This window comes from Shewanella sp. 4_MG-2023, from assembly GCF_030548015.1.
Taxonomy (GTDB): Bacteria; Pseudomonadota; Gammaproteobacteria; order Enterobacterales; family Shewanellaceae; genus Shewanella.
On sequence record NZ_JAUORL010000007.1, the window covers coordinates 91,424 to 111,557 of the forward strand.

Below are 20,134 nucleotides of genomic sequence, written 5' to 3' on the forward strand. Positions count from 1 at the left end.
GTGTTTATTAACTCCCCATTCCCATCATTAATTAGAGTTGTTATGAAACGGATTTTATTCCTAGTATTTATGGCGTTTTCTAACGCAAGCGTCGCAGTAGAACCTTTATTTGAAACGCCAGAAGATATGCAGCCGACATGGGTTGATGATATTTTGTCAGTCTTTGGCGCCGATGGTGAGTTTGATGACACTAAAGCCATCGATATGAGCTATTTACCCACCGCTTATTACACCCCCGAGAAAAAGTTTGGCTTAGGTTTGTTAATGGTGGGGTTATATAAAACTGATGGCGCAGCGGCAGAGGAGCAGCCGTCATCGTTAGTACTGAACTCATTTGTATCGATGAATAATTCTTACGGCGTTGAAGTGGAAAACATGACGTTTTTCAATCAAGGAAAGCAGCGCTTATTGCTGCAATTAGAATTGCATAACGAAGCGGCGGTTTATTATGGCCAAGGTATCGAGCAAGGTAATATCGATGCAAATCACCATGAGTTTGAAGAGCAGCTTTATAGTTTTAAGCCACGGTGGATGACCGAAGTTGCCAGCAACTATTTTATTGGTGTTGGCGCAGATTTTATTTATGCCAGTGCTGAAAACTTAGCCTTAGTTGAGCCTGAAATGGCCGTAGATGCGACTGAAACATTGCCGAATAATTTTAGTTCAGGCGTGGTCGTCACCAGTATTTACGACTCGCGGGATTACCGTTTAAATGCCACTAAAGGTTGGTTGTTTCAAGTGGATGCCGGCCTGTATCAAAACGATCAATCATCGTCATTTTCAACTTACAATGTCGAGTTAGCCAATTACATTGATTTAAGCTCTATGTCTGCGCCAGGATTAATCGCTTGGCAACTGCAAGGGCACTTTACTGATGGCGATGTACCTTGGAATTTACTGCCAGATCTAGGTGGCTCTAACGCCATGCGCGGTTATATCAAAGGGCGTTACCGTGACGAGCAAATGATGATGGGCCAAGTTGAGTATCGATTACCGATTTTTCAGCGTTATGGCATGGTTTTTTGGGGCGCGGTGGGCAGCGTTGCGCCTAAAGTGAGCCAATTATCTGATGAGTTAATGACATCCTATGGCACCGGTTTTCGCTTCAATATAAAAGACAATATTAATCTGCGTTTTGATGTCGGTGTGGGTGAAAATGAAACTAACTTCTATCTTAATGTGAATGAAGTTTTTTAATTTACTGTTTGACGTATCAATAACAGGCGAGCATGAATAACACAATTTCTGAATTGCATATAAGCACCACAAGATGGCGAACTTTGGCTAACTCATTGGCCATGTCATTGGCGCTGTCATCTAAGTCAGTGGCTATGTCATTGGTGATGCTCGCCATACTGTATGCGGCAGCTGCTAGTGATGCATTGGCCAATGAAGCCATCGTCAAAGATGCCCTTGCTAGTGAATCTCTTGCTAATGAAACAGACCAGCAATGCAGCCGTAATGCTCATTACAGCATTTATCTTAATGGGATACACACTGGCGAAATGACCAGAACTGAGCATTGGCAAGGCAAATCAGCGGTAGTAACGTCAAACAGTGAAGCCAGTATTTTAGGCATTGGCACCCAATATCAGCAGCGGGCAGAACTGTCTTGGTCTGATGCAACTAATGAATGGTTAACGGATGAGTTTCATCAACAAGTGTCAGGATTTCGCTCACGGGATATGCAAGTCACTTTTGATGACGCAGGGCGACAGTCGCGGGTCGATATTGATGGCGATGTGGATACCTATGTGTCAAAAGAACTCCCTTTGCGCGATGTGGATACCTTGGCGATTCAAATTCGGGAGCATTTATTACAAGGTCGGCAGCAATTCGCCTTAGTAAGGCAAGCCTCTGATGGCATCGAGCCCTACCAGTTTTATGTGCAGCAAAAGCAAACGGTTACACTTGCACCTTGGGGGGAGTTAACCTTGATCCCCGTGGAGCAAACTGGCGATGAAGATGTCACCTACTATTTTGCTGCAGATATGGATTATCAACTGATTAAAGCGCGCTATCACGGCATTATCCTCAAAGGGTTAATTGAACTCGACAGCTACTCTTCATCGTGCGAACCAAGCTCTGTTAAATAACGCCAATTTACAGCATTAAAATCGTTATTTTTGACTATTTTTATGGCAAAAAATAATTTGTGATGGCTGTTATCGGCCTCACAAAACGATTCTCGCAAAACTTAGATAATTCATCTCAAGCATTAGCCAATGCTAAGTAAACCCAGACTCTATTCATCGTTAACTCTTGCTGTTATGCCTAGTGCATTTTTTAAGGGCTTATCGGGTTTAAGTTACTTGTGTATCAGTTCTGTCAGTCTATTTGTATCAATTTGTAGGTGGTTGTGAGTTTTGTTGCGAAGCCATTCCATATTACGCCTAAGTCGATATACTACAAAAGTGCTATTTAGCTAACGAAAAATGGATTGTTTGTAGATGAGAAGATTTATCCCATGGCTGTGCAGTATGCTTTTTTTAGCAAGCTTGAGTGCTGTTGCCAATGATGCTTTCCTCAAATTAGAACAATCAATTAAAGGGCTTTCTGCTGCAGAATCGATTGCGTTATTAGACCAATTTGATCTTACAGGCAGCAACTTTGATGCTGAATCTCAAGCAAAGTATTATTTTGTTTATGGCCAGCAGTACGAAAAAACTCGCCAGTTGGAATTAGCTATAGCCAGTTATGATAAAGGTATCGCGCTGGTTAGCTCTTTGGCGGTGACTGATATCTTAATTGATAGCTACTTAGAGCGCTCCTTTGCTAAATATCTCCAAACTAACGATCCTGCGGTTTACTGTGAAGATAGAACACTCGCGCTCCATTATGCTCGTCAGCATAACAACTCAGAATTACTCGCTAAGACATTAACTCAAAATGCTTTTTGTTATACAGAGCCTACTACGGTTCAACAGGGCATTGATTTATTAAGCGAAGCGCTGACAGTCGTTGATAAAAGTAGTGCGCTAAACTTAAACCGTAAAGCTTTGATTTATAATGCGACAGGTAATCTTTATCGGCGTGTGGGATTACATCAACAAGGGTATGAAAACTTTGAAAAAGCCTACCTGACTTGGCAGCGTATTAATGACAAAGAAGACATGTTCAATATGCAACACAATATGCTTAGCGAGGCATTAAAGCTAGGGGATTGGGATAAAGCTCAGAAAAGCCTGACGGTGCAGTTCACTTTGGCCAATGAAGCTAAAGATTACAAAGATTTATTATTTTTCGCGCATCTAAATAGCGGCCGCGTGGCGCTAAGAATGAATGATTTTCCCCTTGCTATTGAGCATTTAGAAAAAGCGGTTGCATTACACCACACTTCCAAAGAAAGTTATTTTAAAACCAGCAATTACTTATATCTGGCGTTAGCTTATTTAAGAATTGGTGATGCAGTAAAAGCGGCTGAAATGGCGCGCGCATTCAAACAAGATAAACACTTTAGTCAAAACCAGCAAAGCATGATTTTACAGGCCGATGCCATAATTGCGATGGATGAGGCTAAGCCCATTGAGGCCGTTAATACGCTGCTTAATGTCATTGATTTAGAAAGGGAGGCGCACCAAAGCGTCATTAGCAACCAAGTTATCATTTCTGCGCTTGGTCATAATGACCAATTGGTCAATTTTGAAAATCAATTACTGGCGAATAGGCTTGCTATTAATGAATTAAACTTGGTAGCAGTTGAAGATAAAGAGCGTATTTATCAGCTTAATCTGATGCTACTTTTTGTTTCTGCTGTGGTGTTATTAACCTTGATTATTTTCCTATTGCTCTCGCGGCGATCGTTAAAATTTCGTGCAGAAATTGACTTTCTTACCGGGCTTTATAATCGTGGCCAAACCTTTACCCAAGGTCAGAGCCTCGTTGAAAAAGCGGCAAAAAAACAGCAACCTTTGGCAGTGATCCTGTTTGATATTGATAACTTCAAAACCATTAATGACACTTATGGGCATCATGTGGGCGATCTTGCGCTAAAATCGCTGTCAAAAAGAGCAAAAGCCTTATTAAAAAACAGTGACTTGATAGGTAGGATCGGCGGTGAAGAGTTTTTGATAGTGTTACCCAATACTAATATGGATCAAGCCTTTGCGATATCAGAGCGTTTGCGTCACGGCATAGCATCTCGAGCGTTTCACTTTGACAATATTAGTCTTGATTTAACGGTGAGCATGGGAGTGGTAAATAATATTGATAGCACTAAGTCATTATTTGATTTAGCAAAAATAGCAGATGAAGCACTGTACCGAGCTAAATATGCAGGTAAAAATAAAGTGCACCTTGCTGCTGAGTGCGCATAACCCTTACCAAAAACAGCTTGGCTAATGCAGTCCTATTAGCAAGTGTAATTAGCTAACCTTTAACGCTCTCTTTGCACCGTAATGGTGCAAAGTTTGTTTCAAAATCCTGCATTTATGATCCATTTCTGTGTTTTTTTTAATGTGTTCTTTCCCTCCGGATAAATTATTTAATCAATAAATTCAGTGTCTAATGTTTAGTTTCTAACCATTTTAGTGCAAAGCGCCAAAAGCTGGCATGTAACCTGAAACATTTTTAGGCAGTTGAATAATTGTTTAGGTAATGGAAGGGAATAAATATGACCACAAGACCGCTAATATTTACAGACATGGACGGTACTTTACTTGATCACTTTGATTACAGTTTCTCCAGCGCAATAGCGGTAATTGAAGGATTAAATGAAAAGCAAATTCCTATTATCCCTAATACCAGTAAAACGTTTGCCGAAATGGAAAAGTTTCAGCAAACCATTGGTTTTAACTCACCGTTTATTTCAGAAAATGGCGCAGTGATCTACATTCCCATTGGTTACTTTGACACTCAGCCTCAAGACACCTTTACCCAAGGGTATTATTGGGTAAAAGAATTTTGTGAGCCAAGAAGCCATTGGTTAACCTTACTGGAAACCGAGGCCAAAGCATTTACAGAAGATTACCTTGGTTTTTCATCTCTGACAGCCGAAGAGCTTTGTGAGCTAACGGATTTAACCCCAGAAAAAGCCACTCTGGCCTTGGTAAGGCATTACTCTGAGCCGTTATTGTGGACCGGTGATGACACTCGAAAGCAAGCCTTTATGGCCCATATGAATAGCCTAGGCGCGAATATGCTCCAAGGCGGGCGTTTCTTACATGTTGGCGGCCATACAGATAAAGGCCGCGCCATGGACTGGTTAGCCCAGCAATATGCCAATGCTTATCAAACCAGCGTGCAAACCATTGCCCTCGGTGACAGTGGTAACGACAGCGCCATGCTAGAGGCGGCTGATATTGCCATTCAAATTAAATCTCCCACTCATACTTTTCCAAAAATCGATACCACATCAACACCGATTCAAAGTAGCCAATACGGCCCTAAAGGCTGGGCAGAATGCCTAGAAGCTTTGTTTTTAAACCCAAATTCTTCAACATCATTGAAGCTTGAGGAGGCATAACATGGCTGATTTTTACCAAAATGGCATAGTGACTACCCTACATAATCTGACCCAGCGTACCCATGAAGAGATGGAGCTGGACTTACTTAAATTTGCTAAAACGCGGCCGTTAGGGCTGATTTTACCTTCGCTGTATTCAGAGCTAGAGGGTGAAGCCTTACCTGCAATTATTAGTAAATTAAAAGACGTGCCTTACTTAAATGAAATTGTGATTGGGCTTGATAGGGCCGATAAAGAGCAATATAAACAGGCGCTGGGTTTTTTTAATCAGCTGCCACAACACCATAGAGTACTTTGGAATGACGGCCCCAGACTGCAAGCCCTTGATGCTAAATTAAGTGAGTTGGGCCTTGCGCCGAAAGAGCTCGGTAAAGGCCGTAACGTTTGGTACTGCATGGGTTATATTTTGGCGTCCGGCAAAACGGAATCAGTGGCACTGCATGATTGCGATATTGTCACCTATGAAAAATCCCTGCTGGCAAGATTGTTATATCCGGTGGCCAATCCACAGTTTAATTACGAGTTCAGTAAAGGTTTTTATGCCCGCATGTCCAACGGCAAAATTAATGGCCGCGTGTCTCGACTATTGGTCACGCCATTGATTAAAGCCTTACAAAGAGTGGTGGGTCATAATGATTATTTAGAATATATGGACAGCTTTCGTTATCCATTAGCCGGTGAGTTTTCATTTAGACGTGATGTGTTAAACGATTTACGTATTCCCAGTGATTGGGGCTTAGAGATTGGGGTGCTGAGTGAGATGCATCGTAACTATGCTCATAACCGTATTTGTCAGGTGGACATTGCGGATAATTACGATCACAAACATCAGGATTTATCCCTAGATAATGCGGAAGCGGGCTTATCAAAAATGTCGATTGATATCACCAAGGCGTTTTATCGTAAATTGGCTACCCAAGGGGAAACCTTTAGTACCGAAGCCTTTAGAACCCTAAAAGCGACCTATTATCGTATCGCCCTCGATTATGTGGAAACTTACCATAATGATGCGCTTATGAATGGGCTCACCACCGATATCCATACTGAAGAAAAAGCCGTAGAAATGTTTGCCCAAAATATTGTGACCGCTGGGCAGCGTTTTCTTGATAACCCAATGGAAACCCCTTTTATGCCAACATGGAGCCGGGTGATCAGCGCTATGCCTGATGTGCTTGAGCAGCTCAAAGAAGCGGTAGAGGCTGATAATGCAGAGTTTATGTAATTATGAGTGAGATTTTAGGATACCCGCGAGCAGGGCAAGCTCGCAGGTTTGAAGAGGTCAAAATGGCAGACATTAATGCACTTAAGCAAAAGCTAATTCAGCAGTTAGGTTGTATTTATCAAGATATCACACTAGATGTGTCAGTGGATGATCTTGCTGAGCAATTGATTAACACCATGAATATTAGTGTCGATTGTGATGAGCCACATCCCTATGCCAATCATTGGTCGCAGCACGATGTCATCATGATCACCTATGGTGATAGCATTATTCAAGAGGGGCAAAAGCCGTTATCCATTCTTGCAGAATTTATGGATAACTACCTTGAGTGCATCAATGGGGTGCATATCTTGCCATTCTTTCCTTATAGTTCGGATGATGGCTTTGCTGTAATTGATTACTCAAGTGTCAATGATGCCTTAGGTGATTGGTCGGATATTGAGTTAATTGCCAACAAACGCAGATTAATGTCTGATTTAGTGATTAATCACTGCTCTAGCCGTAGCGCGTGGTTTCAAAACTTCATTAAAGGTGAGGGCCTAGGTCATGATTACTTTTTTACCGCTAAGCCTGAGGATGATTTATCTGCGGTAGTGCGGCCACGGACATCTGATTTACTAAGGCCCACAGATACCGCTAAAGGTCTGCAGCATGTGTGGTGCACCTTTAGTCATGACCAAGTGGATTTTGACTTTAGAAACCCGCAAGTGCTGCTGGAGTTTGTGAAGATCATCAGACAATACCTTGATGCAGGCGTGAATATTTTCCGTTTAGATGCAGTGGCGTTTTTATGGAAAATCGTCGGCACTAAATCGATTAATCTAGTGCAAACTCATGAAGTGATTAGATTACTACGCACCCTTATTGAGCATGCGGAACATAATGCGGTGGTGATCACCGAAACCAACATACCCAATACCCAAAACCTAACCTATTTTGGTAATGCTAACGAAGCCCATTGTATTTATAACTTTTCATTGCCGCCGTTATTGATTAATACCTTGATCACTGGCAGTTGTTTATACCTTAAACGTTGGCAGATGAGTATGCCGCCCGCGCAGGACGGCACCACTTACTTTAACTTTATTGCCTCCCACGATGGTGTAGGGCTAAGACCTGCTGAAGGCTTATTAGATGAGGATGAAATTAACACCCTAGTGGAAACCATGGTGTCATTTGGCGGCAAAATATCTAGCCGCACCTCTGAAGAGGGGGAGCAAAAGCCCTATGAAATGAACATTGCTTTAATTGACGCCTTACAAGGCACAGTGAAAGGTAAAGATGAGTTTGGTTTAGCTCGCTTTAGCTGCGCCCACGCGATTATGCTGGGGCTTGAGGGCATACCAGGTATTTATATTCATAGCTTGTTAGGCACTGGCAATGATTATGAAAAGCTAGCCAATACCTCCCATAACCGGGCTATTAACCGTCATCGCTGGGACTATGAAGAGCTAAGTCGATTACTAGCCGATGATAATAATCAGCACAGTAAAGTGCTGGCATCATTAACTAAGCTAATTAGTATTCGTACACGGCAGCGAGCATTTAACCCTAATGCGACCCAGTTTACGTTGCATTTAGGTTTACAGTTATTTGGTTTCTGGCGTCAAAGCCGTGATAGACGACAAAGTATTTTTTGTATCAGTAATATTACCGATCAAGTGATGGAGCTGCCGTTGGCTGAACTGAATTTAATTGGCACTGAAACCTGGTTTGATCTCATTGATGGTGAGGTGATTGCAGACATTAACGCAGTGATGTTACTTGAGCCCTATCAAACGGTGTGGATCAGTAACGTGGCTTAGTGTAAAAACCGCTTAAAAGATAAATTGCTTAAAATCAGCAACCTAAAGCAAAGGGCTAACCTTGCTTTAGGGTCACTTTTTATATCGTTATTTTTTAGCTAAAGTGCTGTTATTTCGCTCAAGTGCTGTTATTTCGCTAAAGTATACTGCTTTAAAATACCTTCCAAGCTATTCGAAGAGTCATTTAAATTGGTGGCGAGACTGACCGAGCGCTGGGCACTATCCTTGATGGTTTCTGCTTGGCCTCGAATATCCCTTAGCTGGCCAGCAATATCTCGCGCTGCCGCACTTTGCTCCTCTGATGAGGTTGCTATTTGGCTACTCATATCAAACACATGGCTAATAGAGCCAACCATTTGATCCACATCGTTACCGACAGACTCAATGGCATTACGGCCTTTATCTGCCTGCGCCACAATATCGGTGGTGATGTGCGAAAGAGTATTAGTGTCTTGCTGCAGTCCCTCAATCATGGTTTGAATTTCAACCGTGGCTTGCTGGGTGCGACTGGCTAAGGTGCGCACTTCATCAGCAACCACGGCAAAGCCTCGACCTTGCTCACCGGCGCGAGCCGCTTCAATAGCAGCATTTAGGGCTAACAGGTTGGTTTGTTCTGAAATGCTGTTAATGGTGGTGACCACAGCGCCGATATTAGCGGCGGCGGTAGATAACTCAGCCACTGAGCTTGAGGCTTCTGAAATTCTGCCTGTTAAGGTGCTAATACGGGTAACGGCTTCAGTAATTTGCACCTGGCTGTTATTAGCTTGGGCTGAGTTGAGCTGAGTCTGCTCAGAGGTATTCGAGGCATTGTGGGATACTTCCTCAATGGCTGCGGTCATTTGCGCCATAGCAACTGATACCGTATCTAAAAAATCATGTTGGTACTGGGTTAACTGCTCACTTTGTTGCGCCTGTTGATTAAACTCAACCGCAGCACCAGCTAGTGTTTCAGCATTAACTGCAATGGCTGACACCATTTCACTCATATTATCGGCGCTGCGATCAATTTCACGGGCGATTAAACTAAAGTCATCACTGCCAAAAAAGTTAAGTCGCTGGCTTAAATCGCCATCTGCAAGGCGCTTAATGGCAATATACATATCCCATAAGCCGCCACCAAGGGAGGTCGAAATCCAATAGCAAATAAGATACAAGGGCAATAAGCTCAACAAGGCCATCATTAACATAGTGCTGGCATCTGACTTGGCTGTGCTTTCGAATTGGGCGACATTAAGGGTGGTTATTAGGGTTTGATTACCTACAGCTGCGCTAACAGTAATGTTATCGCCGCTGCGTTTGGTGGCGCTCATATAACCGACAGAGGCATTTATTTGTCGGGCAAAATCAGCCAGTGCATCGCCTGATAAGTTTTGGGCATTGGCACTGTGGGCATAGGCATCAATAGTTGTTTGGGCAAATTGTTGCGATGCCTGATTTATGTGGGCCTTATTATTAAAGTAATTTGTCAGTGCAATGGCGGTGGTAAGTAAGGTGACGAGCGAACATACCAGCCAAAATTTACCATTTAGGCTGAGTTTAATTAGTACTGCATCGACTTTGCGAAAGCTAATTTGTTTCATGTTACATCCTCGGCGCAAGCCATATTCTGGATTTCTTACAAATAAAAAAGAATCGCAACGTTATTTGAAGGTGAATAAATTGCGTTTGATCCCAGCATTAAACCATTAGGTTTATGACTTCATTCTCAAAAGAAAGCGCCATACAAATATATCGGCAATTGGCGGCAAAAGTTTAATCAAAATGTTGTTTATAGCTGATTGAAAACAGAGGGGGGAAATGGTCGATAAGCTGTAGTGAAGGGGGAATTAAGATCTTATATTTATTATGGTTATTTTATCATGGGGTTTTAAAGTCGCTAGTTTGACTTATTGCCAGCGGCGCTGCTTATATTTTAAACTTAATTTTACTGGTTTACTTTGTCGCTAGCGGTAATTAGGCCACAAACACAAATACAAATAAAAGTACAAATAGTGAAGGATAACTATTTTAAGCCAGATATGGATATCGATGACTTCCTATCAGACCTTCATTGCTGTTTTCTTGTATTCACTTTTAATGTTTTTAATAAACGCCACTAAACTCATACACCAGTTCTGTACCTAGCACTCACAGTGCGAATTGGATGTGTATAAAGGAATTATCCATGAGCCAAGACACGGAATTAGTCATCAATGAAATTACCCAAGATGCGAAAAATATGGCGCGACTATGTTGGGTTGGCACCTTGTTTTTCGGCTTCATTCCGGCGCTGGTATTGTTGTTTGTGAAACAAGATGATGACTATATCCAAGCACAATCAAAAGAGGCGTTGAATTGGTTTCTCACTGGTGTCGTTGGTTATAGTATTGGGTTTATGCTTTTCTTTAGCTTAATGGGAGTCATGCTTACTTTAGTATTGGCTATCAGTCATTTGGTCTTTTGTACCATAGGCGCTTTAGCCACCTCCAAAGGCGACAGTTTCCGCGTGCCCTTAGCCTGCGATTAATTAAGTAAACTGAAGTCAAATCCCATGGTGACAGTTTTAGGGGCTGAAAAATGTATATAGCAGCCACTAGGGCCTTTATCGCGTGTCAGTAATGGGCTTTTTCAGTAATTTACGTTGCAGCGTTCTTCTGTGCATCCCCAATAGCCTTGCCGTGGCAGAAATGTTGCCATTATTGGCGGTCAGAACCTGTTGAATATGCTCCCACTCTAGTAGCTTGGGCGAAATCGGCTGCTCAGACAATAACGGCTCATTTTGCTCATTGGGGCTAACATTGAGGGCGTTTAATAAGGTTTGGGTATCAACGGGTTTGGCTAAGTAATTGTCGGCACCTAATCTGATGGCTTCAACTGCAGTGGCAATACTGGCGTAGCCTGTTAGTAATACGATTAATGCGTTAGGCAGGTATTGGCGCAGCGGGGTGATTAACGCTAAACCATTCTTATCGGCCAATTTCATGTCTAATAAAATATGACTCGGTGCATGCTGGCGGGCTTTTAATAAGCTTTGCTCCGCACTGTTACATTGCACGCAGTTAAATCCATGACGGCTTAAGCGGCTGGCGAGCACGGCGGCTAAGGCGCTATCATCTTCAATAATGAGTAAGTTATTCATACCTAATAAGCCTATTTTTCTATGGGTAAGGTTACAGTGGCAATCATGCCTTGCTCTGGGTTGGGTTGTAGGGTTAGTTTGCCGCCTAAGCGCTCAAAACTGGCATGGCTTAATAACACTGCAATCCCTAAGCCTTTGGGGCTTTCAATCATTTTATGGCCAAGTTTTTCCAGCAAACTTTCAGACATACCTTCACCAAAATCGTAAATGCCAATGCTTAGCCCAACTTGTTTGTCTAAGGTGATTTTTATCGCTACTTTTTGGGTTTGAATATTTTCCTGACTGGCTCTGGCGGCATTTTCAATTAATGCCAATAATGCCGGTAATAGACTCATATCGGTGAGAATTTCTACTCGGTCAGCGTTGTCAGCCAGGGTTAAAGACAGCTGAATTTCAGGCATGAGTAAATTAACTTGCTCTTGCAGGCTACTGGTTAAATTATTCACGGTTTGCGAGTGCATTTTTTCCGATCGAATAGACTCGGTGGCCTGCCTTAAATCTGTTAGGCTTTTCTCGCAGCGATTCAGCGCCTTATTCATTTCAAGCTGTAAGTGACCCGCTTGATTATCTTCGCCAAGCTCTTCTAATAATAGCCTTAAAGTGGCCAGTGGCGTAGCCAATTGGTGAGCCATTTGTGCTGATACTGTGCCCAGCGCCAATAGCTTTTCTTGGCGCATTTGCGCTTCGCGCAAGTAATGTAATTGGGCGTTTTTTTGGCGAATTTTTTTAGCAATAAACGCCACCGTGGTGGTGAGTACTAATGCTGAAATAACAAAGTTAAACCACATGCCTAAGTAGTGGGAACTCATGTCCATACCATGGTGCATGTTGTGATCGGGTTGAGTAAAAATCATCGCACTGTAGGCGGCGGTAGAAATAAGCGCCAAACACCAAGGGGCCCATTGTGGCAACATGACAGCAGCGATGGCGATAGGCAATAAAAGCAATGAAATAAAGGCATTAGCTGAGCCACCAGTACAATACAGCCATATAATCCAAAATAGGGTATCTAGCAATAAGGTGGCAAACAATAATTGGTTTTGGTTAATGGCGTAACGAACGCGAAAGCCAATAGCGACATAGACAGCTTCAACAGCAAGAATAAAGTTGAGTTCCATTGGTGGGGCGGTTAAGCCAAATAACTGAGTCGCAAATAAGATCAAGCCTATTTTTAATAGCCAATAAATGAGCCGTAATGCGGATAGTTGTGCTGTTGGCGTGTCCATTAAAGCCGCTGATTTTGCGACGTTATTATTGTGGATTTTATTATTATTGATTTGATTATTGGTCACGTTGTTATTGTTTACCTTTTTTATTTTTAGTGGGGTAAATAACTTGGTATAAGTGATGATACATTAATTGAATTATGCAGACTTTAACATCACATCTTGTTTATTTTGTGCGGAGGAGCAAAGCAAGCGTTTTAGGCGGTATTCCCTTTTGCATCAATGAAATATATTTATTTTTTTTCGCCAGCTTTTTATAGTAAAAAGCCAAACTATGATGCTGTTATCCAATGCCCAGTAGTATTAAATGCCCAGTATCAATTACCCAGTATCGATGACCTAGGCTGAAATTATTAACTCATAAAGCGATAATATGGTTTATATCGTTCTGTTTTAAAAGGTTAATTTGACTTGCTAATATCAATCGTGGTTATATTTTAAACCTTGAGTGCCACTGTGATGCTTTAATCAAGCTGTTATTGGGCATTAAGTATCAATATAGATAGTAAAGGACAACTATTTTAAGCCCTGATATGGATATCAATCATATCCTTTCAGATCTGCTGGATAGTGTTTATTACTTTTTCTATTTGCTACGAACTAAATACTAAATACTAAATACTAAATACCGCTAAAGTCTTGCACCCAGTTTTAGTGGGTTCATTGGGTGTCTATAAAGGAATGAATAATGAGCGAAAATACCGACGTAGTGATAAATGAAATTTCACAAGATAGTAAAAATATGGCGCTGTTGTGCTGGATTGGTACCATCTTTTTTGGGTTTATCCCCTCGTTGGTGTTGTATCTAGTCAAAGAAGATGATGCATACCTTAGAGAGCAGTCTAAAGAGGCGCTGAACTGGTCAATTACTGCCACCATTGGTTATTTCATTTCGTTCATTCTTACTTTCATTTTAATTGGGGTGTTATTTACCTTGGTATTGGGCGTTTGTCATTTGGTCTTTTGCATTATGGGCGCGATTGCCACATCAAAAGGTGATAACTTTCGCGTGCCATATACTTTGCGATTAATTAAGTAAATCTGCTGTCAGTTATTGAGCCATTAATGGCTCAATAACGTCTATTAACAACGAAAGGATATTGTTGTGGAAAGTAATGTTTTTGACCGTCGCAATACAGACGACACCCTGATCAGTCCCACTTTTTATAATCTTGTTATTGGCTTAACACTCTGCTGGGGCTTTGGCGTTAATTGGTGGATGGTGACAAATATTTCACCGCAAGCAATTGCAGATATTAATTCGTGGGTGTTTTTTATCGGGTATTTTGCGTCATGCTTTTTGGGTGTTTATCTATTTTCCTCATCTGATAAACCCATTGTTAGTTTTGCTGGCTACAACTTTGTGGTGGTGCCATTTGGCTTCATTATTAATTTAGTGGTGAGCCAATATGATGCCGCATTAGTATCAGAAGCCATTCGGATTACAGGGCTAGTGACTATCGGCATGATGTGTCTAGGAACGTTATTTCCGGCGTTTTTTAGCAAAATCGCTGGTGCGCTAACTATTGCTTTATTGTTAGTAATTATCGTTGAGCTGATTGAAATATACGTGTTTGGTATTCATCACGGCATATTAGATTGGATTGTGGTGCTGATTTTTTGTGGCTACATAGGCTATGACTGGGGCCGTGCCAATCAAATTCCGAAAACAGTAGATAATGCTATTGATAGTGCTGCAGCCCTGTATATGGATATCATTAACTTGTTCCTTAGAATTTTGCGTATTCTGGGTCGTAAGTAAAATCGAGTAAGGCGACACCAACAGAGCCATAAGGCGCTGTTGGTGTCAGTCAGATCATCCAAGGAGAAGCCTGTTGCAACTCGTAAAGCCAAGTGGCTACTACCAGCAAAGCTATATTGATTATATTACCGAGCTAGGGGATGAAGAGCGCTACCCGTTTCCGCTTGATTTTGACCACAGTGATTTTGGCGCAATGCTCGAAAAAATCAGTGACTTTGCCCGCGGGCAGAATTTACCTGCAGGTTATGTGGCCAGTGAAACTTATTGGTTAGTGGAAGGTGATGAGCTCTTAGGTGTCGCCAATTTACGCTTAACTCTCAATGATAATATTCGTTATTGTGGCGGCCATATTGGACTCGGTATTCGACCGCGTTTTCGAGGTAAAGGCTTAGGGGTTGAATTGCTGGCGCAAACTATCGCATTGGCAAAGGGTAAAGGCATCAATGAGCTGCATATTCATTGTTATAAGCACAATCTTGCCTCGGCAAAAATGATCATCGCCAATGGTGGGGTGCTTGATTCTGAAATTGAATTAGATACTCAAAGCAATGAGAAAAATCAGCAAGATAACGCTGCGGCAATAATACAGCGCTATCGAGTATCTTGAATTAGAGTTAACTCGCGAGCTGGCTGACGGCTTGAGTGAGTTTTTCGGCAAGTTCTGGGTTCGTTAATGTACCTGTTTCTACATCAAAATTTTGATAAAAGCTGGGTACCGACAAAGTGCCTTTTACATCAGCGGCAAAGTAGGGCGCTGATGTGGTTGCGGCGGTTAATACCGTGTTAGCGCCGCCAGGGCCTGGTGAAGTGGCTAATAATAGCGTTGGTTTGTATTGAAATAGTTTTTGATCAATACGTGATGTCCAGTCAAACAGGTTTTTGTAGGCTGCAGTGTAAGAGCCATTATGCTCTGCAAATGAAATCACTAAAGCATCTGCCTGGGTGATTTTATCAAAAAAGGCTTGTGCCAATGCAGGCTTGCCTAACTCTTTTTCTCTATCTTCGCTAAATAATGCTATTTCATAATCGTTAATATCTAACAATTCTACTTCCGCGCCATCGACTAAGTTAGCGGCTAAGTTAGCGGCATAATGTGCCAATGTTTTGTTGATTGAATGACGACTGCTGCTTGCTGCAAATGCTAATATTTTCATGTTATTGCCTTATTTAAATCGCTGATATTTTAAACACCTAAAACCAAAGCGATGGATGACTAAAGTGTGTTTGCTATTAACTTATGCAGCTACTGTACGGCTTTTTTGCGGATTGATTAAGTTAGTTGTTGGATATTTATTGTTTCCAAATGACTCGTAATAGTGGTTTTTTAAGCTATTTTAATCTTTATTGGAATGAATTACGCCGTTATAGTGGCTCAAATGCAGTAACAATGGCCGAGCGTGATGGATCAAGGTACAAAGCTATTTGATGGTGTGGTGATTTTTACCCAAGTGATCGAGCTTGGGAGCTTTTCGTTAGCGGCAGAAAAAACCGGCCATTCCACTTCTTATGTCAGTAAAACTGTCACAAAATTAGAGCAGCGGCTTAATACTCGATTATTGCATCGCAGCACGCGTTCGCTGAGTTTAACCGCCGAGGGCAAGCTGTTTTATCAGCAATGTCAGCAAATGGTCGCCGATGCCCAAGCGGCAATTAATATGATCGATAGCAGCTTAATGACCCCCAACGGCACTCTAAAGATTAGCTGCCCAGTGACCTTTGGCTTGCAATATTTACAACCCATTTTGTCTTTGTATATGCGCATGTATCCCGAGGTAAAGCTAGACATTGATTTTAGCGATCGCCATGTGGACTTAGTGCAAGAGGGCTATGATTTAGCGATTCGAGCCACTGGGCAATTAACTGATTCGAGTTTAATCTGTAAACGTATTGGTCAATTTCATGCGCATGTTGTGGCAACACCGCAATACCTTGCAACACACGGAACCCCGCAAGTGCCCAGCGAGTTAGCAAGGCATCAGTGCATTTGCTATAGCAATTTAAAGCAGCCAGATCGCTGGCTGTTTGAACATGCTGATGGTCGCTCTGAAACGGTAACTGTGGCGCAAGTGATTGGTTGTAATAATGCCGATATGGAACTGGCGATGGTGCTCGAACATCACGGTATTTGCCGATTACCCTCATTTTACTTAACTGCAGCGCTTGAAAAGCAACAGCTCAGCATACTGTTTGAAGATTACATTCAACCTCAAATCGACATATATGCGGTTTATCCCAGCCGTAAGCATTTATCCCCAAAAGTTCGCAGCTTTATCGACTTGCTGGTGGAGCATATGTCTAGTCAGTAATACTTATCAATGCCTCCAATATTGGCGCCGACCAATACCTATAACCAAGCATTATAGGTATTGGTGTTAATCCTCAAATGGCTTGTTACAGGATGAATGTTGCCACCAAATTATTTAACGACTTTGCTTGCAGCTTCAAATCTTGCGCTTGCTGTAAGCTTTCTGCAGCAGCAAGGCTAATTTCATCGGTGACGTCTTTAATCGCTACCGTATTTTGGGTGATTTCATTGGTGACTTGGGTTTGCTCTTCAGCAGCAGTGGCAATCTGACTCGCCATGTCTGAAATTAACGCTACTGCTTGGGTGATCTCACCAATCGCGTTAGTGGCCTCATTAACATCGGTAACACTGTTAGCGGCTAAGGATTGACTGGTTTGCATCAAGCTTACTGCTCTTGAAGTGGTTTTTTGCAAGGTTTCAATAGTTTGATGTATCTCTTGGGTTGAATCTTGGGTGCGTCGAGATAGTACTCTGACCTCATCAGCCACCACTGCAAAGCCTCGGCCTTGTTCGCCTGCACGGGCAGCTTCAATGGCGGCATTTAATGCCAGTAAGTTTGTTTGTTCAGCAATGCCTTGAATCGTCGACAAAATACTTGAAATTGAATGAGCATGGCGGCTTAAATCGCCAATCACATCAGTGGCTTGAGTGACTTCATCTGCCAGCAAATTGATTGACTGGCGAGTGTTATCAACCAAAATTTGCCCTTGTAAACTACTTGTGCTTGATTGCTGCGCTGCAGCTGCAGTATTTTCCGCATTTGAAGCAATTTCGTTGGTGGCACTGGCCATTTGGGTTACGGCAGTGGCAACCATAGTGACTTCTTGTTGCTGCACTTGTAGCTCTTTTGCTGCTTCATGTGAATTGCCCAAGCTTTGATCCGCTTTTTGGTCAAGTTCATGAGCTACCTGACGGATTTGAGTAATCAGCTGATGCTGACTATGTACAAATAAGTTGAAATTTTCAGCCAGTGTTCCTACTTCATCTTTACTCTCAATTTCAATACGCTGGGTTAAGTCGCCATTGCCTTGAGCTATGTGGGCTAATGCTTGTGACACTTTTGATAAAGGCGCAAGTAAGCGACTCATCATCAAAGAAATAGACACCATGCTTACCAGTAAAATAATGGCAGCAATACCGAGCTGGGTCAGGAGTAATGATTTAAGTGGCGCTTCCAAGGTTGCTTGGTCAAGTACGAGGATAAGTTCCCAGTCAGTATTAGGGATTGCTTCTAGCCAGATAAGTTTATCTTTGTCTTCAGGAGCGAAGTGAATCGACATGAGTTCATTTGCGCGACGATTTTGCTGCAAAAGGCTGTAATCAAGGTCGTTATCAATGGCGCGGATATGGCCCATGGTTTTACTTGAGTCTTTATAGGCGATAACCGTACCGTCTCGGTGGATCATGATGGCAAAACCGTTCGAAGGTAGTTTCATTTGCTTGACATCATTAACCAAGTCATTAATGGATAGATCCCCAGCTACCACACCATTGATCGTTGGTGTGGCAAGGGTTACAACCAAAGTATTATAAAAAGCATCAAGGTAAGGCGTGGTTATTATTAATTGTTGTTCTGAGTTAGCTTGCTGATACCAAGGGCGTTGACGTGGGTCGTAATCGCTGAAATCAATACTTTGATCTGAATCTATCATTTCGCCTGAAGCTTTACCGAAGTAGGTTGATTCAAAACGACCAGATTGCTTCGCCTGAAGCAAAGCATCAAGTGTGTTGCTGTTGGCTTTGTCGCCCATCGCATTGACGATATCTTTTCTGCTGTCTAACCACTCACTGATCCTTTGGGCTTGCTGAGCACTTAAGCGCTGAACTTGCTCAAGATTAGTCTGCATAAGCATGGTTTTTTGATTGGAGTAACTAAGCCAAGATAGCAGCGTTATCACCATCGATAATGCGATTAGTACAGGTATAAGTATTTTGTGCTTTAATGAATAAGATTTCATAGGGGTCGTTGTTATTAAAGTAAAAGTGGGCAGGCATTAGTATTATTAAACTAAATTAAGGTGTTAATTAGCCAATGGGGCTGCTAAAGGTGTGATATTGCTACAAGGTTACGCAATTGCTTGACTATAAAAACATCGACACAATCTAATGGTTAACATTGCTGTCACTAGGGGTGCTCATTTGTACTGCATAATGTCAACCATGGGTAAAGCCATAGAGCATTGCTTAAAGCACGAGTAAGCTTACTTAAAGTAAAGCTACCAAAATGCTGTTTTCTGTAATCGATTTTCATCGTCACAGTCAGGCTTGTTGTTAAGCTAAGCTAAGCTTTAGCGGTGAGCTAAAAATCAAAAAAGGAGGCATATAATGCCTCCTTTGTCTTTTACCTAGATTTAGCCTTTACCGAGCTTTGGCTTTTAGCTCGATTTAGCTATAAGCACCGCTAGAATATTGTAGTTCATAGCTGTGGCTATAAATTTCGATGATATTTCCGAATGGATCTTCCATGTAAATCATGCGGTATGGTTTTTCACCCGGGAAGTAATAACGTGGTGCTTTCATACGTTTTTTACCGCCAGCAGCAACAATTTTTTCCGCTAATTCTTCAACGTTTGGATCTTGAACTGAAAAGTGGAAAATACCAGTTTTCCAATATTCAAAATTATCTTCAGGGTTTTGCTGATTTTTAAATTCAAACAGTTCAAGGCCAATGCGATCGCCCGTAGACATGTGAGCGATTCTGAAGCGTTCCCAGCCTGCGCCAAATACGTCGGTACACATAACCCCGATTGCACTGTCATCTTCTTTTACTTCGGTAGGTTCCATGATCACGTACCAGCCGAGGACTTCACTATAAAACTTAACCGCTTCCTCTAGATTAGGTACTGACACCCCGATATGAGAAAAAGTACGTGGGTAGGGATTATTGGTATTGAATTTATCATTACCCATAGCGCCAGCAAGCTTGGTTGGCTCAGTGCCTGTGGCTGCCATAACCGATGCGGCAGTAGTGGCGGCAACAGCGGCTGCAACGCCCACGCCCATTGTTTTTAGCATGTTTCTGCGGCCTAGGTTTAAGTCGTTACTTTTAGCATTGCTGCTGTCATCGTGGTTGCTCATGGTGCATTCCTCATTAACTGGTGTAAATTTGATGAGCGAATTGTATACAGACAAGGTTTTAATGAAAAATTATCAATATTTATAGGAACAATAAAATTATGTAATGTTGGTTTGCTTTGAGTGACGTATTAATCCTACGGGTTAAACAAAGATC

17 protein-coding genes are annotated in these 20,134 nt (G+C 42.1%); 11 read left to right on the forward strand and 6 right to left on the reverse strand.

Annotated elements, in window-relative coordinates; translation table 11 throughout:
- Nucleotides 1-42: 42 nt before the first annotated feature.
- The 6 genes from Q4546_RS05735 to Q4546_RS05760 all read left to right on the forward strand — a co-directional run bounded on the left by Q4546_RS05735 (nt 43) and on the right by Q4546_RS05760 (nt 8,491).
- Nucleotides 43-1,197 (forward strand): BamA/TamA family outer membrane protein, encoded by a 1,155-nt coding sequence (locus Q4546_RS05735; protein WP_102520291.1) that lies wholly within the window; start codon nt 43-45, stop codon nt 1,195-1,197.
- 32 nt (nt 1,198-1,229) lie between these two features.
- Nucleotides 1,230-2,096 carry a hypothetical protein gene (locus Q4546_RS05740; RefSeq protein ID WP_368501204.1) on the forward strand — a complete coding sequence of 289 codons (867 nt, stop codon included), beginning with the start codon at nt 1,230-1,232 and terminating at the stop codon, nt 2,094-2,096.
- A gap of 384 nt (nt 2,097-2,480) precedes the next feature.
- A complete protein-coding gene (locus tag Q4546_RS05745; protein WP_303445870.1) occupies nt 2,481-4,316 on the forward strand; it encodes a GGDEF domain-containing protein in 1,836 nt (611 codons plus the stop codon).
- Nucleotides 4,317-4,612: 296 nt separating this feature from the next.
- Nucleotides 4,613-5,464, forward strand: a complete 852-nt coding sequence (locus Q4546_RS05750; protein WP_102475956.1) for a mannosyl-3-phosphoglycerate phosphatase — start codon at nt 4,613-4,615, stop codon at nt 5,462-5,464.
- 1 nt (nt 5,465) lies between these two features.
- The gene (locus Q4546_RS05755; protein ID WP_303445871.1) at nt 5,466-6,686 is read left to right on the forward strand and encodes a glycosyl transferase; all 1,221 of its coding nucleotides are present in this window, start codon (nt 5,466-5,468) and stop codon (nt 6,684-6,686) included.
- A gap of 62 nt (nt 6,687-6,748) precedes the next feature.
- Nucleotides 6,749-8,491, forward strand: coding sequence for a sugar phosphorylase (locus tag Q4546_RS05760; protein WP_303445872.1), 1,743 nt, complete (start codon nt 6,749-6,751; stop codon nt 8,489-8,491).
- A 128-nt stretch (nt 8,492-8,619) separates the two neighbouring features.
- On the opposite strand, the gene Q4546_RS05765 is transcribed toward Q4546_RS05760, so the two are convergent.
- The gene (locus tag Q4546_RS05765) at nt 8,620-10,071 is read right to left on the reverse strand and encodes a methyl-accepting chemotaxis protein (RefSeq protein WP_102520293.1); all 1,452 of its coding nucleotides are present in this window, start codon (nt 10,069-10,071) and stop codon (nt 8,620-8,622) included.
- A 584-nt stretch (nt 10,072-10,655) separates the two neighbouring features.
- Here Q4546_RS05765 and Q4546_RS05770 point away from each other — a divergent pair.
- Nucleotides 10,656-10,997: a DUF4870 domain-containing protein gene (locus Q4546_RS05770; protein WP_102530981.1), complete on the forward strand. Its 342-nt coding sequence runs from the start codon at nt 10,656-10,658 to the stop codon at nt 10,995-10,997.
- Between the two features lie 75 nt (nt 10,998-11,072).
- Here the strand turns inward: Q4546_RS05770 and Q4546_RS05775 are convergent, their stop codons facing one another.
- Nucleotides 11,073-11,609 (reverse strand): response regulator transcription factor, encoded by a 537-nt coding sequence (locus tag Q4546_RS05775; protein WP_102439401.1) that lies wholly within the window; start codon nt 11,607-11,609, stop codon nt 11,073-11,075.
- Between the two features lie 11 nt (nt 11,610-11,620).
- Nucleotides 11,621-12,901, reverse strand: a complete 1,281-nt coding sequence (locus Q4546_RS05780; protein WP_368506615.1) for a sensor histidine kinase — start codon at nt 12,899-12,901, stop codon at nt 11,621-11,623.
- Between the two features lie 622 nt (nt 12,902-13,523).
- On the opposite strand from Q4546_RS05780, the gene Q4546_RS05785 reads away from it, so the two are divergent.
- The 3 genes from Q4546_RS05785 (at nt 13,524) to Q4546_RS05795 (ending at nt 15,204) form a co-directional block, all read left to right on the forward strand.
- The gene (locus tag Q4546_RS05785; RefSeq protein ID WP_102439402.1) at nt 13,524-13,874 is read left to right on the forward strand and encodes a DUF4870 domain-containing protein; all 351 of its coding nucleotides are present in this window, start codon (nt 13,524-13,526) and stop codon (nt 13,872-13,874) included.
- A 60-nt stretch (nt 13,875-13,934) separates the two neighbouring features.
- Complete coding sequence (locus tag Q4546_RS05790; RefSeq protein ID WP_303445908.1) at nt 13,935-14,597, forward strand: Bax inhibitor-1 family protein; 663 nt, start codon at nt 13,935-13,937, stop codon at nt 14,595-14,597.
- A 73-nt stretch (nt 14,598-14,670) separates the two neighbouring features.
- The gene (locus tag Q4546_RS05795) at nt 14,671-15,204 is read left to right on the forward strand and encodes a GNAT family N-acetyltransferase (RefSeq protein WP_303411474.1); all 534 of its coding nucleotides are present in this window, start codon (nt 14,671-14,673) and stop codon (nt 15,202-15,204) included.
- A gap of 7 nt (nt 15,205-15,211) precedes the next feature.
- Here the strand turns inward: Q4546_RS05795 and Q4546_RS05800 are convergent, their stop codons facing one another.
- Nucleotides 15,212-15,751, reverse strand: coding sequence for an NADPH-dependent FMN reductase (locus Q4546_RS05800; RefSeq protein WP_303445873.1), 540 nt, complete (start codon nt 15,749-15,751; stop codon nt 15,212-15,214).
- A gap of 246 nt (nt 15,752-15,997) precedes the next feature.
- On the opposite strand from Q4546_RS05800, the gene Q4546_RS05805 reads away from it, so the two are divergent.
- A complete protein-coding gene (locus Q4546_RS05805; RefSeq protein WP_303445874.1) occupies nt 15,998-16,903 on the forward strand; it encodes a LysR family transcriptional regulator in 906 nt (301 codons plus the stop codon).
- 85 nt (nt 16,904-16,988) lie between these two features.
- On the opposite strand, the gene Q4546_RS05810 is transcribed toward Q4546_RS05805, so the two are convergent.
- Both Q4546_RS05810 and Q4546_RS05815 read right to left on the reverse strand, forming a co-directional pair.
- Nucleotides 16,989-18,860: a methyl-accepting chemotaxis protein gene (locus tag Q4546_RS05810; RefSeq protein WP_303445875.1), complete on the reverse strand. Its 1,872-nt coding sequence runs from the start codon at nt 18,858-18,860 to the stop codon at nt 16,989-16,991.
- A 427-nt stretch (nt 18,861-19,287) separates the two neighbouring features.
- Nucleotides 19,288-19,812: a lactoylglutathione lyase family protein gene (locus Q4546_RS05815; protein ID WP_076538443.1), complete on the reverse strand. Its 525-nt coding sequence runs from the start codon at nt 19,810-19,812 to the stop codon at nt 19,288-19,290.
- Nucleotides 19,813-20,134 lie beyond the last annotated feature (322 nt).

Bases quoted from the DNA above. Each gene is read 5' to 3' on its own strand.
- Q4546_RS05750 (WP_102475956.1), top strand. From the start codon at position 4,613: ATGACCACAAGACCGCTAATATTTACAGACATGGACGGTACTTTACTT.
- Q4546_RS05810 (WP_303445875.1), bottom strand. From the start codon at position 18,860: ATGAAATCTTATTCATTAAAGCACAAAATACTTATACCTGTACTAATC.
- Q4546_RS05805 (WP_303445874.1), top strand. From the start codon at position 15,998: ATGGATCAAGGTACAAAGCTATTTGATGGTGTGGTGATTTTTACCCAA.
- Q4546_RS05785 (WP_102439402.1), top strand. From the start codon at position 13,524: ATGAGCGAAAATACCGACGTAGTGATAAATGAAATTTCACAAGATAGT.
- Q4546_RS05800 (WP_303445873.1), bottom strand. From the start codon at position 15,751: ATGAAAATATTAGCATTTGCAGCAAGCAGCAGTCGTCATTCAATCAAC.
- Q4546_RS05770 (WP_102530981.1), top strand. From the start codon at position 10,656: ATGAGCCAAGACACGGAATTAGTCATCAATGAAATTACCCAAGATGCG.
- Q4546_RS05765 (WP_102520293.1), bottom strand. From the start codon at position 10,071: ATGAAACAAATTAGCTTTCGCAAAGTCGATGCAGTACTAATTAAACTC.
- Q4546_RS05755 (WP_303445871.1), top strand. From the start codon at position 5,466: ATGGCTGATTTTTACCAAAATGGCATAGTGACTACCCTACATAATCTG.
- Q4546_RS05775 (WP_102439401.1), bottom strand. From the start codon at position 11,609: ATGAATAACTTACTCATTATTGAAGATGATAGCGCCTTAGCCGCCGTG.
- Q4546_RS05740 (WP_368501204.1), top strand. From the start codon at position 1,230: ATGAATAACACAATTTCTGAATTGCATATAAGCACCACAAGATGGCGA.
- Q4546_RS05815 (WP_076538443.1), bottom strand. From the start codon at position 19,812: ATGGGTAATGATAAATTCAATACCAATAATCCCTACCCACGTACTTTT.
- Q4546_RS05760 (WP_303445872.1), top strand. From the start codon at position 6,749: ATGGCAGACATTAATGCACTTAAGCAAAAGCTAATTCAGCAGTTAGGT.
- Q4546_RS05745 (WP_303445870.1), top strand. From the start codon at position 2,481: ATGCTTTTTTTAGCAAGCTTGAGTGCTGTTGCCAATGATGCTTTCCTC.
- Q4546_RS05735 (WP_102520291.1), top strand. From the start codon at position 43: ATGAAACGGATTTTATTCCTAGTATTTATGGCGTTTTCTAACGCAAGC.